Below are 13,478 nucleotides of genomic sequence, written 5' to 3'. Positions count from 1 at the left end.
GACCGTTGCGAGGGCGCACAGATGCGCGGGATAACCACAACCGCCGCCGATGCGCGCCGTTCCGGCAACCGGGTGGTCATTGTCGGGCTTGGTGCAATCGTCGGGATTCTAACGATTGCCGCCGTGTTCCTGTTTCTTTCCCTGCCCGATGCCAATGCCTTTAATGCGCGGGTCGAGAGGATCTTTGTCGAAAACGATGCCTTGACCGGTGAGGGCGAGATCAAGCTGCTGGAAATCCTCGCGCTCTCGGGTACGGCATTCTCGGAAACACTGGTCAGTTACAGGATGGTGATCTTTGTGTTGCTGGTGTTTGCCACGGCACTCCTTGTCGCCTCACTGGTATTTCTGGTGATGCTGATCACTCTCAATCGCCGCATGGCGCAAATCGAGAGGTCGGGGATTCAGGTCAGTTCGCTGCTTATCAGTCGGGAGGAAAAGACCGTCTATCTGAACGATATGGGTTTCAAGCTCACCGAGGCGGCGATGGAAACGCTCAGTGTTCTGGCAGAGGCACGGTTGGATGATGACGTGATGACCGGGGCAGAGATCGAGGCGGTGATCTCGGGCCGCAAACCAGAGGATTGCGAGGAGGCGGCAGGGGCTACACGTATCAAACGCCTGCGGGATACGCTTGGCAATCAATTGGTCAGTGAACTCTTGGTCAAAAACATCGCGCGACGGGGCTATATGTTGGCCATCGATAAGGATGTGATTCAGGTGGTCTGAGCCACCTCAAACCCCAAGCGCCGCCACCAGCCGGGACCAGTCATGCGCCCAGCCGTCATCGGCGCTTTCGCTCAACCGGATCATCCACAGCTCCATGTCCTGTCCCGGCAGGATGTGATCAAGCGGGGCAAGACGCCCTTCGTCCAGATCGCGTTGAACCATACCTTCGGGCAACCATGCCACCCCGATCCCACGGCGCGCATATTCATGCGCCGCCAATGTCAAAGCGGTCTCAGCCCTGCGGCGCAGGATGCGGCTGGCAGGAATGCGCGGCAGGATCGTGCGCGCCATGATCTGACCCAGAAACACATCTGCCGGATAGCCGATGAACGGCAAATCCTCGCCCTGCACCAGACGTGGCGCCGCCACCGGCAACAACCGCTCGCGTCCCAAGAGCACCTGCTCAAAGCTGCGGTTGAGTGTGAGCGGGGCAATTTCGGGCACGGCATAGACCACCGCCAGATCGGCCTCGCCGGATAAAAGCCGGAGCAGGCATTCCTCGCGGTTGTCAGATCGCACCCGGACCGGCCGCCCGCCCTGTGCGGTCAGAATACTGACGATTGCGGGAGAATGAGTGGTGGTAATGGCATGTTGACAGGCGAGGGTCAGACCACGGGCCCCGGCGCTCTGCGTGAGTGTTTCGCGCAGGTGACGCAATTGCGTGGCCAAAGCGCGCATTTCCCCGGCCTGAGCCTCGATCTCGGGCAAGAGCACTACGGGCTTGCGGCGCCGGTCAAAGAGCGGCACGCCAAGCGCCTCTTCAATCGCGCGCAGGCGGCGGGTAAAGGCGGATTGGCTGACGTGCCGAATCTCGGACGCGCGCGCCAAAGATCCCGCATCAGCCACCGCAAGAATATCATCCAACCATTCTAGCCGCATATTGCAATCCTTGCATTATAGATGACAATAATAGCATTAGACGGCGACAATGTCCCGCCTTAGCCTGCAAAAAACGCATGTTAATGGAGGATCCCCATGCATCTGGCCCGCTATCCCCGTCGCTTTATCGCCCACCTGCCCACCCCGTTGGAGCGTCTGGACCGCCTGACCAAAGAGCTGAACGGACCCGAAATCTGGATCAAGCGGGACGATTGCACGGGCCTCAGCACCGGTGGCAACAAGACCCGCAAGCTTGAATTCCTGATGGCTGAGGCCGAATTGCAGGGCGCGGATATGGTCATGACCCAAGGGGCCACACAATCCAATCACGCCCGCCAAACCGCTGCCTTTGCCGCCAAGCTGGGGATGGATTGTCATCTGTTGCTTGAGGACCGAACCGGATCGAACAACGCCAATTACAACAACGGCGGCAACGTCCTTTTGGATCACATGCACGGTGCCACGACCGAAAAACGTCCCGGCGGCGGCGACATGAATGCGGAAATGGAAAAGGTCGCGGACAAGTTTCGCGCTGAGGGGCGCAATGTCTATACCATCCCCGGTGGCGGATCGAATCCGACGGGCGCGCTTGGCTATGTGAATTGCGCCTTTGAAATGCTGTCGCAGTTCAATGATCGTGGCCTCAAGGTGGATCACATCGTCCATGCCACGGGCAGCGCCGGAACGCAGGCAGGGTTGATCACTGGCCTCAAGGCGATGAATGCGCAGATCCCGTTGTTGGGCATTGGCGTGCGTGCGCCCAAACCCAAGCAAGAGGAAAACGTCTATAACCTCGCCTGTGCCACCGCTGAAAAGCTGGGTTGCGCCGGTGTTGTCAAGCGTGAGGATGTTGTCGCCAATACCGATTACGTCGGCGAAGGTTATGGTATCCCAACTGAATCGGGCATCGAGGCCATTCAGATGTTTGCCGAATTGGAGGCGATCCTGCTTGATCCGGTCTATTCGGCCAAAGGGGCTGCGGGCTTTATCGACCTGATCCGCAAGGGCCATTTCAAGAAAGGTGAGCGCGTTGTGTTCCTGCACACCGGCGGCTCTGTCGCGCTCTTTGGTTATGACAATGCGTTTGATTTCTCGGGTCGCTGGAAGAGCTGAAGGGCCTCAAATCTCGAATGACACGGAACCCCGCAGCAATGCGGGGTTTTCCATGCGCGACATATCCGTTAAAGCGCTCTGTAACCCATATTTGCAGGCGGAAGAGCACGCATGAAATTCACATTGTCCTGGCTGAAAGAGCATCTGGAGACCACCGCATCGGTTGACGAGATCGCCGAGACCCTGACCGATCTCGGGCTGGAGGTCGAAGGTATCACCGACCCATCCGCGCGGCTGCGCGAGTTTACCATCGGCAAGGTGCTCAAGGCAGAGCCGCACCCCGATGCGGACCGGCTGCGGGTCTGTCAGGTGGCCACGGCGGATGGTGAGACTCAGATTATCTGCGGTGCGCCGAATGCGCGCGAGGGCATCACCGTGGTGATCGCCAAGCCGGGCGTCTATGTGCCGGGTATCGACACAACCATTGGCGTGGGCAAGATCCGCGGCATCGAGAGCTATGGCATGATGTGCTCTGAGCGCGAGATGGAGCTCAGCGAAGAGCATGACGGCATTATTGAACTGCCCTCTGGCGAGGTAGGAGAGCGGTTCACCGACTGGTTGGCCAAGAATGACCCGGCCAAGGTCGACCCGGTTATCGAGATCGCGATTACCCCGAACCGCCCCGATGCCTTGGGGGTGCGTGGCGCGGCGCTGGATCTGGCGGCGCGTGGAATAGGCACCATGAAACCTGCCAAGACCGTTGATGTTGAAGGGCAATTCTCCTGTCCCATCGGCGTGACGATTGATGAGGATACAGCCATTGATGGCTGTGAAGTCTTTGCTGGGCGGCTGATCCGGGGCGTCAAGAACGGCCCCTCGCCCGAGTGGTTGCAGCAGCGGCTGCGGGCAATCGGGCTGCGTCCGATTTCGACTCTCGTCGATATTACCAATTTCTTTACCTATGACCGCAACCGTCCCCTGCATGTGTTCGACGCCGATAAGGTGAGCGGCGATTTGCGGGTGCATCGCACCCAAGGTGGCGAGACCCTGATGGGGCTAGACGACAAGGAATATACCTTTGGCCCCGGTCAGGTGGTGATCTCGGATGACGCGGGCATTGAGAGCATTGGCGGCATCATGGGTGGGCTTGCCACCGGATGCACCGAAGAAACCGTGAATGTCTTTTTAGAGGCGGCGATCTGGGACACGGTGCAAATCGCCACGACGGGGCGCGCCCTGCGCATCAATTCCGATGCACGCTATCGCAATGAACGTGGCATTGATCCCGCATTCAACATGGAAGCGCTGGATCTGGCGACGCAGATGATCCTTGACCTCTGCGGTGGTGTTCCCTCTAACCGCGTGGTTGCGGGCAAGGTGCCGGATGTGAGCCGCGCCTATCGGCTTGACCCGGCGCGGGTGCAATCGCTGGTCGGTATGGATATTCCAGAAAGTGAGCAGCGTCAGACGCTTACGGCGCTTGGTTTTAAGCTCGAAGGCAATATGGCCTATGTCCCAAGCTGGCGTCCGGATATTCTGGGCGAGGCTGATCTGGTGGAAGAGGTGGCACGGATCGCATCCCTGACCAAGCTGAAAGGCCGCCCGATGGCGCGTGCCCTGCCGGGGGTGCCCAAGCCGATCCTCAGCCCGATGCAAAAGCGCGAACAGATCGCGCGGCGCACCGGGGCCGCGCTTGGCTATAACGAATGTGTCACCTACAGCTTTATCGACCATGCCGCGGCGGCGCTGTTTGGCGGTGGCGATGACGCGACCATGCTGGCCAATCCGATCAGTTCGGACATGAGCCATATGCGGCCCGATCTGCTGCCCGGTCTGTTGCAGGCGGCGGCGCGCAATCAGGCGCGGGGCATCATGGATCTGGCGCTTTTTGAGGTAGGACACGCATTCCATGGGGGTGAGCCGGGTGAACAGCACCTACAGGTAGCGGGTCTACTGGTTGGGCGGACCGGACCGCGGGACGTGCATGGCGCCGCGCGGGCGGTCGATGTGTTTGACGCCAAGGCCGATGTCGAGGCGATCCTGTCAGCGATTGGTGCACCCGCAAAGGTGCAGATCCTGAGGGACGGTCCGGCGTGGTTTCATCCGGGGCGGCATGGGAGGATCTGTCTGGGGCCGAAGAAGGTACTGGCGGTTTTTGGCGAGGTGCATCCGCGCATTTTGCAGGCGCTGGATGTCAAGGGGTCTGCAGTCGGGTTTACCATTTACCCTGCCGAAATCCCCTTGCCGCGTAAGACCTCGGCAAGCAGAGGTGCCTTGAATATCAGTGACTTGCAGGCGGTTGAACGGGATTTTGCCTTTGTCGTTGATAGCCAGATCGAGGCGCTGACCTTGATCAATGCGGCCGCAGGCGCGGATAAGGTGCTGATCGAAGATGTACGGATCTTCGATGAGTTTATCGGCGGGACTCTGGGTGAGGGCAAGAAATCTCTGGCCCTGACGGTGCGGTTGCAGCCACGCGATAAAACTCTGACTGAGGCCGATATAGAGACTGTTTCGGCCAAAATCATCGAGAAAGTAACCAAGGCCACCGGCGGGGTGCTGCGGGGCTGAGACGAGAGGAGGGAACCATGCTGACGGTATATCTGTCGGGGGAAATTCACACCGACTGGCGGGATCAGATTGTTGAGGGATCTCAAGGGCTTGATGTGAAGTTTTCGGGTCCGGTGACGGACCATGCGGCGAGCGATGATTGCGGCGTGGCGATCCTTGGGGAAGAGCCGAACAAATATTGGCACGATCACAAGGGGGCCATGGTCAATGCGATCCGCACCCGCAAGGGGATTACCGACGCAGATGTTGTGGTTGTGCGCTTTGGTGAACACTACAAACAGTGGAATGCTGCATTCGATGCGGGCTATGCGGCGGCGCTGGGCAAATCGCTGATCATCCTGCAAAGGCCCGAACATGACCATGCCCTGAAGGAAGTGGATGCCGCAGCCCTCGCCGTGGCACGCGAACCGGCGCAGGTTGTCGAAATTCTGAAGTATGTTCTGACCGGTAAACTGCCGGGCTGATTTGTGTACAAAGTGTCCACTGCGTACGCGGTTTGTGTACGCAGGCCCCAAGGTGGCGCGAGAGACCCGCGTGCGGGGCGTCAACCGGGCGTTAACCGGGGCTGAGGCAGGGTGATCCCAGCCCGCAATGCCTCGGAGACCGCCGATGTTCATCACCGCCAATACCCGAAAATTCCGTGAGCATTTTCGCAGCTATCTGGACCACGTCATGACGACGGGCGAGCGGGTGCTGATCTATCGGCACGGCAAAGAGGTGGCGGCGCTGGTGTGCCGCGAGGATTTCAACGCGCTGGAGGATGCGGCGGGGCGCAATGAGCGGCTGATGGAACATCGCCACCAAGAGGCAATGGAACGCCTCAGGGTGATGAAGGCGCGGATGCGGCCGGGCTGAGCAGCCGGTGCCGGATGGCGGGACGCCGCCACCCTGCAAATGCTGTTGGGCGAGCCCTAGGGCGTCACTTGACGGCTTTGCCGGCAATCACGGTGGCATTCTTGCCGCTGTTGGAATTCGCGGTCGCGAGAACCTTGGGCTTTTCCTTCTTGGGCTTCTTGGCCTCGCGGTTACTCTGGCTTTTGCCTTTGGACATGGGATCGTCTCCTGAAAGATCCCGGTCGGGCGGGGTGCCGGGCCGGGTCGTGCTCAGGGGATCAGGGGGCCTGACAGGGTCAGGGCGATGAACCCTCGGGCGCAGCAGGCACGGCGCGGGGCCGGTGCTGCATCATGGAAGATAAGCGGGCCGAGGGGTGGCGACAAGAGGGGTGATGGGGCAGCGCGGATCGTTGGGCCGCGGTCTGGCGAGGCTACGGCGGTGGCTGCCGGTTTATGCCTGCAAAATCCGTGTGACCCTGAGACGGAGTGCAAGCCCTCAAAATCGCCAGGCCGGGGGGCGGCCCGGCGATCCGCGCGGCACCTTCGGTGCTATTCGCGCGGGGTCCATACTTTGATAGCTTGTCAACCTAACTTTCGATTGTCATTCTGATAGTGAGTAATTTGCGTGGTTTAGATGACTGAACAACTAAGAAATTTAGTGGTGGAGTTCATGTCTCGTTTCCGCGAGGGCGTTAATTGGGACTTCAAGAGAACGCATCATGAGAATAATGCTTTGCTTATTCATGACATTCTCTGTTTAGCGAACGCAGAATTCGATGGTGATCGGTACCTAATATATGGAATTCAAGATGGAAGTTTTGAAGTCGTAGGCGTTCAAGAGCAATCTAGGCGAACTCAAGCTGACTTAGTGTCTTTTCTCCGCGATATTGCGGGGAAATTTGAGGCCCACAGGACTCCAGATGTTAAGATACAATCGATTGATTTAAACGGGAAAGATATCGACATACTAACCATAGCAGACTTGCCACACAAACCGTATCGTTTGCTGGAGAAGTATCAACATAAGGGAAAGACAGTTTATCCTTCAATTTACACAAGGCGTGAGGATGTAAACACGCCGATTGATAGAAGTGCGACTTCTGACGAATTAGAAGTTATGTTTCAAGAAAGATTTGGTCTCAATTTACCTCCCCATAAGCGTCTGGCATTCTTATTGGCCGAGGCTGAGAGATGGCAAACACAAGAAGCGAACACATTATTTCATGAACAATTTCCTGAATTCACCTACGAGTTCAAGGATAAGTCTGACAGGCTTGATGAAGAATGGCTAAGGGGCGAGGTCGGACATTATTTGCCGGACGGAAGTTGGTTCTGCGAAATCACGTTTCATTATTATTCCACAAAGATCGGGAGCGTTGACTTCGCCAGCTTCGACAATGGCAAAAAACACGCTATCCGGCCTGATTGGGCACCATATAAAGGCGGCAGGGTATATTTTTACGAAGAAGATACGCTGCGCTTAGCAATGCAAAAGCATTTGGCTACACGTGATGGCACCGACTATTCAAAACACATAATGTCGCCAAACCGCCGAGGATACTTTGATCTTCCAATCCTAAGTAGTACTACAGTGCGTACACTTTGGAATGTAGAACAGCTTGACGTGGAGACTGACAAGGAGGCACAAAACCGGATATTCGAAACCGGGATGCATGCCCTTTTAATCAGTTAGCCCCCTCAAACATCCAACTCCTCCACGAACCGCGCGTTCTCGGAGATATACTGGAACCGCAGTTCCGGCTTTTTGCCCATCAGGCGCTCGACCAGATCGCCGGTCTGGCCCGGTTCGTCCTCGTCGATGGTGACGCGGATAAGTTTGCGGGATTTCGGGTCCATCGTGGTCTCTTTGAGGTCCTTGGCGTCCATTTCACCCAGACCCTTGAACCGGCTGACGTCGATCTTGCCTTTGCCGCCCAGACCCTTGGCCAGCCAGACATCGCGCTCGGCCTCATCCAGACAGTAGACGCGTTTTGACCCTTGGGTCAGGCGATAGAGCGGCGGGCAGGCCAGATAGAGATGGCCCGCGTCAATCATCGGGCGCATTTGTGTGAAGAAGAACGTCATCAGGAGCGCCGCGATATGCGCGCCGTCAACATCGGCGTCGGTCATGATGATGACCTTGTCATAGCGCAGGTCGTCGAGGTTGAATTTCGTGCCCAGTGCGACGCCCAGCGCCTGTGTCAGATCGTTGATTTCCTGATTGCTGCCCAGCTTGGACGAGGCGGCGCCCAGCACGTTCAAAATCTTGCCGCGCAGGGGCAAGAGCGCCTGCGTCTTGCGGTCCCGGCCCATCTTGGCCGAACCGCCCGCAGAGTCGCCTTCGACGATGAAGAGTTCGGTGCCGTCGCGGGTGGAGGAGGAGCAATCCACCAGCTTGCCGGGCAGGCGCAGTTTCTTGGTCGCGGTCTTGCGCTGGGTTTCTTTTTCCTGGCGGCGGCGCAGGCGTTCTTCGGCGCGCAGCACCAGAAAATCAAGGATCGCGCCCGCCGATTTGGTATCGGCCGCCAGCCAGTTGTCGAAGTGGTCGCGCACAGCGCCTTCGACCATGCGCGCGGCGTCGGTGGTGGCGAGGCGGTCTTTGGTCTGGCCGACGAATTCCGGCTCTCGGATAAAGCATGATACCAGCGCGCAACCGCCTGCGAGCAGGTCCTCGCGGGTGATCTGCGCGGCCTTGCGGTTGTTGGCGAGCTCACCGTAGGCCTTGATCCCCTTGAGGATCGCAGCCCAGAACCCGGCCTCATGGGTGCCGCCCTCGGGGGTGGGCACGGTGTTGCAATAGGATTGGATGAAGCCGTCGCGCGCGGGCGTCCAGTTGATCGCCCATTCCACCTTGCCCGGCACGTTGTATTTGTCGCGGAAATCGACCGTGCCGGCAAAGGGACGCTCGGCATAGGTGGTGCTGCCGCCCAAGGTCTCGCCCAGATAATCCGCGAGACCGCCGGGGAATTTGAAGGTGGCCTCGGTGGGGGTGTCGCCATCGGTGATCTCGGTTTTCCAGCGGATTTCGACGCCGGAAAAGAGATAGGCCTTGGAGCGCGCCATCTTGAACAGCCGGGCCGGTTTCAGCGTCAGAGAGCCAAAGATTTCGGGATCGGGGTGAAAGGTGACGGAGGTGCCGCGCCGGTTGGGGGCGGCGCCGATCTTGGCCAAGGGGGCCTGTGGGATGCCGCGCGAAAACTCCATCATGTAAAGCTCGCGGTTGCGCGCCACCTCGACCCGGAGATGGTCCGAGAGCGCGTTGACAACCGACGAGCCGACGCCGTGCAGACCGCCCGAGGTCTGATAGCTGTCGCCTGAGAATTTGCCGCCTGCGTTCAGGGTGCAAAAGATGATCTCTAACGCGGATTTCTTGGGGTCTTTGGGGTGGGGATCGACCGGAATGCCGCGCCCGTTGTCGCGCACGCTGACATGGCCGTTGGCGTGCAGTTCCACTTCGATCCATGTGGCATGGCCTGCGACCGCCTCATCCATCGAGTTGTCGATGATCTCGGCCACCATGTGGTGCAGGGCGCGATCATCCTTGCCGCCGATATACATGCCGGGGCGCAGGCGGACATGCTCCATATCCTCGAGCACCTGAATGGAGGAGGCATCGTAATCGGATTTCGGGGTGGGCGAGAGAAGATCGTTCATGCCGCTGCTCTTTTTTTGTTGGTTGGGGGGCATTATGGCAGAGCCAGCAGGGCGGGGGAAGTCTCTGCGCGCAATGAGGCTGCGCGGCGGTCACTGCTATGCTTGTTGCCTGAGATAGCGAGCGCAGCCTCGTAAGGCGGCGTTATCGTCGGCAATGAGGGATACTGGTATTTCCTGCATGATATGGCTGTAGGGCCCTTTGGCGGTAAAGCTTTCGTAAAAACCCAAGGGCAGAAGGAACGGTGCGACGGCCCGTGCGGTGCCGCCGATCAGGTAAATCCCGCCCATCGGCAGGTGATTGAGCGCCAGATTGCCAAGCACGGTACCCAAGAGCCGCGCAAATGCCGTGAGGCTGGCGCAGGCCCCGGCGTCGCCTGCCAGATGCGCCGCGATGATCTGGGCCGGGGTCAGGGTGTCACCGCTCAGGTGGGCATGGATCCGCGTGAGGCCCGGCCCCGAAAGCAGCGCCTCTAGCGGGCGATGCGCATCCTTGCCCGCAAGGCCCGCGATCAGGACACCGATGCTGCCATCACATTGCGGCAGGCTGCTGTGGCCAGCCTCGGCGGGGGGCACGAACAGGCCCTGCGGCGTGCGATGCACCACGGCGATATTGCTGCCGGTGCCAAGGCCCATGACCATGCGCGCGGCCTCAGGTGGTGGCGTCGCCCCGTTGATCAGAGGCGTGATATTTGCCGGATCGAGATCACCCAGCGCATAGCCCTGCGCCGCCAGATCGTTGATCAGATGCACCTCTGCCGCACCGGTGACGCGTGACAGGTCGGCGCTGTCGAAGAACCAGTCGAGATTGGTGAGTTGCGCGGTGCCGTCCCGCACCGGCCCCGCAACCCCGGCGCACAGCGCGCTTGGCAGGAATGGATGCCGGTTCAGGTAGGTATCAAGAATATCGGCCAGCCCCGAGAAATCGGCATTGCGAAAGCTTTGCGTGCTCAGCGGATCAAGTTGCCCGCCGCGCGCCAGCCCGACCCGCGTAGAGGTGCCGCCAACATCGGCCATGAGCCAGAGATCAGCCATCGCGCCATTTCGCAACCGTGGCGCGCGCCGTCTGCGCCAGCATCACCACGTCGATGCCCACGGCGAGAAACTGTGCGCCCCAGTCCGCGTAGTGTTGCGCCGTGTCGTGATCGAGCGCCAGAATGCCCGCCGCCTTGTCTGACGCCGCGATGCGGGCCAGAGCGCCGCGAATGACCTCTTGCACCTCGGGGGCATGGCTATCGCCGACAAAGCCCATATCGACCGCCAGATCGGAGGGGCCGATAAAGACACCATCCACGCCCTTGACTGCCAAAATATCATCCAGTGCCTCAATTCCGGCCATGCTCTCGACCTGCACGATCAGGCAGATCTGGGCATTGGCGGTGGGGATGTAATCGCGGATGCGCGAGAACTCGGACGCGCGCGCGAGGGCGGCGCCGGAGCCTCGGATTCCCTCAGGGGGGTAGCGGGTGGCACGCACAAGGTTTCGGGCCTGATCGGCGCTCTCGACCATGGGGATGATCAGGCTCTGGGCGCCTGCGTCCAGAACCTGTTTGATCGCCCAAGCCTCGCCCATGGGCAGGCGCACCACTGGCTGGCTCTCGCGCCCGGTCAGCATCGCCAGTTGCGCCGAGATCGTGCGCAGATCGTTGGGCGCATGTTCCCCGTCAATCACCAGCCAGTCAAAGCCGGCGCTGGCGAGGATTTCGGTGGCATAGGGATCGGCAAACCCGGCCCAGCAGCCAATCAGGCGCGTTCCGCGCCGCAGGGCGGATTTGAAACGGTTTTCGGGGGCTGGCATTGCTCTCTCCTCTGGCATGGTGCGCCACCATAGACCGCGCCCGGCGCCTTTGGCGAGAGGCTGGGTGAGGGGTTTACTTTGGCGTCTGTTCCCAGCAGAGATTGCACGATGAATGAGCATCTCAAAGGTTTGATCATTACCGCGTTCGGTGTGCTTTTCGTCGTGCCGGATTCGCTTTTTGTGCGGCTGATCGACGGGGATGCGGCGAGCATCGCGTTTTGGCGCGGGATCACGGCGGGGTCTGTGATCCTGACCGGGGTGTTGGCGTTTCAGGGGCTGCGCGGGGTCCGCGACGTGGTGCAGACCGGCAGGCATGGCGGGCTCTATACCTTTCTGATTGCCATTACCGCGCCGGGCTTTGTCTTTGCCGTCAGTCTGACCAGCGTGGCCAATGTGGTGTTTATCCTTGCCTCCATGCCGGTCTTTGCCGCGATTTTCAGCCGCGTCTTTCTGGGTGAGGTGATCAGCCAGCGGATGATCCTGACGATGCTGGGGGTGTTCGCAGGGCTGGGCGTGATTGCTTGGGGATCAGGCGAGACACATGGCGCGCATTGGCACGGCGATCTGATCGCGCTCGGGGTTTCGGCGAGTTTTGCGGGCGCTATGACCACGGCGCGGCAATTGCGCGCCGTGTCGATGATCCCGGCCATTCCGCTGGCGTTTCTGGGGGCGTCACTGGCGATCTGGCCGGTGGCGCAGCCCATGGCGGTCTGGCAGGGCAACTGGCCGCTGATCCTCGCGCATGGCGCGTTTATCAGTGTGTCGACCTGTCTGCTCACGCTTGGGCCGCGCTATATCGCCTCGGCGGAGGTGGCGCTGCTTATCTTGCTGGAATCCGTGCTTGCGCCCCTGCTGGTCTGGGCCGTGGTGGGCGAGAATCCGGGGGGGTGGGCGATCATTGGCGGGGCGGTGGTGATTGGTGCGCTTTTTGCGTCGAATATCTGGGCGCTGTCGCGCAACAGACGGTTGCGCAACCGGCCACAGCCGCGCACCGGGCCGCCGGTCTGACGGGCGTGGTGCAGCTCAGAAACTGGCGGTGACCCCCGGCAGATTGAGCGCCTTGATCAGATCGCGCAATTCCTGACGCGCGGCGATGTTCGAGATATTGAGCCCCTTGACCCCGATATCCTTGAGGTCGAGCAAGGTCAGGCCACGCGGGAACAGTTCGCGAAAGATCACCCGCTCGTTAAAGCCGGGGGCGACGCGAAAGCCGATCCGCTTGGCGAGGTTGTCGACGGCATCGCCCATCTTTTTCTTGTTGACCATCTGCTGTGCGCCCAGACGGTTGCGCACCACGACCCAATCAATCGCCCGCAGCCCGGCCTGTGCCCGCAATTGTCGCGCGCTCCAGACCATTTCGGAATAGACCGAGGGGCCGAGGATCTTTTTGCCGTCACTGTCGATCCGGGCCAGCAGGTCAAAGTCGATAAAGCTGTCATTGAGCGGCGTGATCAGCGTATCGGCCAGGCTATGCGCCACCTGGCTCAGGCGTGTGTGCGATCCGGGGCAGTCGATCACGATGAAATCGCTGTCTGCCTCAAGCTCTGCCACAGCTGCCGAGAGCCGCCGGTCATAGACATTCTCGCCCGGCTTGAGCTGATCGGCCGCTACCTCTGGCAATTCGTGATAGCGTGGGCTGGGCAGATCGAGGCCGGATTTTTCCATGAATTTTGCACGGTTTTCGGCGTAGCGGCCAAAGGTTTTTTGCCGCAAATCCAGATCCAGCGCGCTGGTTTTATGGCCCATCCGAGCCAGAGCCGTCGCCACATGCATCGACACGGTGGATTTGCCCGCGCCGCCCTTTTCGTTGCCGACGACGATGATATGCGCCATTGTCCATTTCCCCTTGGTCGCGAGGTGCGCATCGCTGCCGCCCCCGGTCTTTTTGCCTGACAGTAACCACCTGCGCTGCAATAGGGAAGGGTGCCCCGGCTGGTCAAGCGCCTTTGGCGCTGGCACCTCGTTC

General features: G+C 60.0%; 13 protein-coding genes. 7 read left to right on the top strand and 6 right to left on the bottom strand.

The window, feature by feature from the left end; all coding sequences use genetic code 11:
* Positions 1-21: 21 nt before the first annotated feature.
* Positions 22-726 carry a winged helix-turn-helix domain-containing protein gene (locus ACN0SW_RS04910; RefSeq protein WP_417726792.1) on the top strand — a complete coding sequence of 235 codons (705 nt, stop codon included), beginning with the start codon at positions 22-24 and terminating at the stop codon, positions 724-726.
* Positions 727-732: 6 nt separating this feature from the next.
* Here ACN0SW_RS04910 and ACN0SW_RS04905 read toward each other — a convergent pair whose 3' ends face one another.
* Positions 733-1,605 (bottom strand): LysR family transcriptional regulator, encoded by an 873-nt coding sequence (locus ACN0SW_RS04905; RefSeq protein ID WP_417726791.1) that lies wholly within the window; start codon positions 1,603-1,605, stop codon positions 733-735.
* 96 nt (positions 1,606-1,701) lie between these two features.
* Between ACN0SW_RS04905 and ACN0SW_RS04900 the strand changes: the two genes are divergently transcribed.
* From ACN0SW_RS04900 to ACN0SW_RS04885, 4 genes are all read left to right on the top strand, one after another.
* Positions 1,702-2,718, top strand: a complete 1,017-nt coding sequence (locus tag ACN0SW_RS04900; protein WP_417726790.1) for a D-cysteine desulfhydrase — start codon at positions 1,702-1,704, stop codon at positions 2,716-2,718.
* A 111-nt stretch (positions 2,719-2,829) separates the two neighbouring features.
* Positions 2,830-5,229 carry a phenylalanine--tRNA ligase subunit beta gene (gene pheT / locus ACN0SW_RS04895; protein ID WP_417726789.1) on the top strand — a complete coding sequence of 800 codons (2,400 nt, stop codon included), beginning with the start codon at positions 2,830-2,832 and terminating at the stop codon, positions 5,227-5,229.
* 17 nt (positions 5,230-5,246) lie between these two features.
* Entirely contained in the window at positions 5,247-5,693 is a 447-nt protein-coding gene (locus ACN0SW_RS04890) for a YtoQ family protein (protein ID WP_417726788.1), read from the top strand.
* Positions 5,694-5,838: 145 nt separating this feature from the next.
* Entirely contained in the window at positions 5,839-6,084 is a 246-nt protein-coding gene (locus tag ACN0SW_RS04885; protein WP_417726787.1) for a type II toxin-antitoxin system Phd/YefM family antitoxin, read from the top strand.
* 64 nt (positions 6,085-6,148) lie between these two features.
* Here the strand turns inward: ACN0SW_RS04885 and ACN0SW_RS04880 are convergent, their stop codons facing one another.
* Positions 6,149-6,280 (bottom strand): hypothetical protein, encoded by a 132-nt coding sequence (locus ACN0SW_RS04880; RefSeq protein ID WP_008281428.1) that lies wholly within the window; start codon positions 6,278-6,280, stop codon positions 6,149-6,151.
* 417 nt (positions 6,281-6,697) lie between these two features.
* On the opposite strand from ACN0SW_RS04880, the gene ACN0SW_RS04875 reads away from it, so the two are divergent.
* Complete coding sequence (locus ACN0SW_RS04875; RefSeq protein ID WP_417726786.1) at positions 6,698-7,756, top strand: helix-turn-helix domain-containing protein; 1,059 nt, start codon at positions 6,698-6,700, stop codon at positions 7,754-7,756.
* 5 nt (positions 7,757-7,761) lie between these two features.
* Here the strand turns inward: ACN0SW_RS04875 and parE are convergent, their stop codons facing one another.
* From parE to ACN0SW_RS04860, 3 genes are all read right to left on the bottom strand, one after another.
* Positions 7,762-9,717 carry a DNA topoisomerase IV subunit B gene (gene parE, locus ACN0SW_RS04870; RefSeq protein WP_417726785.1) on the bottom strand — a complete coding sequence of 652 codons (1,956 nt, stop codon included), beginning with the start codon at positions 9,715-9,717 and terminating at the stop codon, positions 7,762-7,764.
* Between the two features lie 96 nt (positions 9,718-9,813).
* Positions 9,814-10,749: a glucokinase gene (locus ACN0SW_RS04865; protein ID WP_417726784.1), complete on the bottom strand. Its 936-nt coding sequence runs from the start codon at positions 10,747-10,749 to the stop codon at positions 9,814-9,816.
* Positions 10,742-11,512 carry an aldolase/citrate lyase family protein gene (locus tag ACN0SW_RS04860; RefSeq protein ID WP_417726783.1) on the bottom strand — a complete coding sequence of 257 codons (771 nt, stop codon included), beginning with the start codon at positions 11,510-11,512 and terminating at the stop codon, positions 10,742-10,744. The genes ACN0SW_RS04865 and ACN0SW_RS04860 overlap by 8 nt, the downstream gene beginning before the upstream one ends.
* Before the next feature lie 108 nt (positions 11,513-11,620).
* Between ACN0SW_RS04860 and ACN0SW_RS04855 the strand changes: the two genes are divergently transcribed.
* On the top strand, positions 11,621-12,520 hold the full coding sequence (locus ACN0SW_RS04855) for a DMT family transporter (RefSeq protein ID WP_417726782.1): 900 nt from the start codon (positions 11,621-11,623) through the stop codon (positions 12,518-12,520).
* Positions 12,521-12,535: 15 nt separating this feature from the next.
* Here the strand turns inward: ACN0SW_RS04855 and ACN0SW_RS04850 are convergent, their stop codons facing one another.
* Positions 12,536-13,345: a division plane positioning ATPase MipZ gene (locus ACN0SW_RS04850; protein ID WP_417726781.1), complete on the bottom strand. Its 810-nt coding sequence runs from the start codon at positions 13,343-13,345 to the stop codon at positions 12,536-12,538.
* Between the last annotated feature and the right edge of the window lie 133 nt (positions 13,346-13,478).

Origin of the sequence: Roseovarius sp. (assembly GCF_048262375.1) — a bacterium.
Classification (GTDB): Bacteria; Pseudomonadota; Alphaproteobacteria; order Rhodobacterales; family Rhodobacteraceae; genus Roseovarius.
This window is presented reverse-complemented; position numbering and strand designations above follow the sequence as displayed.

Coding starts and splice junctions, on each gene's coding strand:
- ACN0SW_RS04910 (WP_417726792.1), top strand. CDS start 22: ATGCGCGGGATAACCACAACCGCCGCCGATGCGCGCCGTTCCGGCAAC.
- ACN0SW_RS04905 (WP_417726791.1), bottom strand. CDS start 1,605: ATGCGGCTAGAATGGTTGGATGATATTCTTGCGGTGGCTGATGCGGGA.
- ACN0SW_RS04900 (WP_417726790.1), top strand. CDS start 1,702: ATGCATCTGGCCCGCTATCCCCGTCGCTTTATCGCCCACCTGCCCACC.
- pheT (WP_417726789.1), top strand. CDS start 2,830: ATGAAATTCACATTGTCCTGGCTGAAAGAGCATCTGGAGACCACCGCA.
- ACN0SW_RS04890 (WP_417726788.1), top strand. CDS start 5,247: ATGCTGACGGTATATCTGTCGGGGGAAATTCACACCGACTGGCGGGAT.
- ACN0SW_RS04885 (WP_417726787.1), top strand. CDS start 5,839: ATGTTCATCACCGCCAATACCCGAAAATTCCGTGAGCATTTTCGCAGC.
- ACN0SW_RS04880 (WP_008281428.1), bottom strand. CDS start 6,280: ATGTCCAAAGGCAAAAGCCAGAGTAACCGCGAGGCCAAGAAGCCCAAG.
- ACN0SW_RS04875 (WP_417726786.1), top strand. CDS start 6,698: ATGACTGAACAACTAAGAAATTTAGTGGTGGAGTTCATGTCTCGTTTC.
- parE (WP_417726785.1), bottom strand. CDS start 9,717: ATGAACGATCTTCTCTCGCCCACCCCGAAATCCGATTACGATGCCTCC.
- ACN0SW_RS04865 (WP_417726784.1), bottom strand. CDS start 10,749: ATGGCTGATCTCTGGCTCATGGCCGATGTTGGCGGCACCTCTACGCGG.
- ACN0SW_RS04860 (WP_417726783.1), bottom strand. CDS start 11,512: ATGCCAGCCCCCGAAAACCGTTTCAAATCCGCCCTGCGGCGCGGAACG.
- ACN0SW_RS04855 (WP_417726782.1), top strand. CDS start 11,621: ATGAATGAGCATCTCAAAGGTTTGATCATTACCGCGTTCGGTGTGCTT.
- ACN0SW_RS04850 (WP_417726781.1), bottom strand. CDS start 13,345: ATGGCGCATATCATCGTCGTCGGCAACGAAAAGGGCGGCGCGGGCAAA.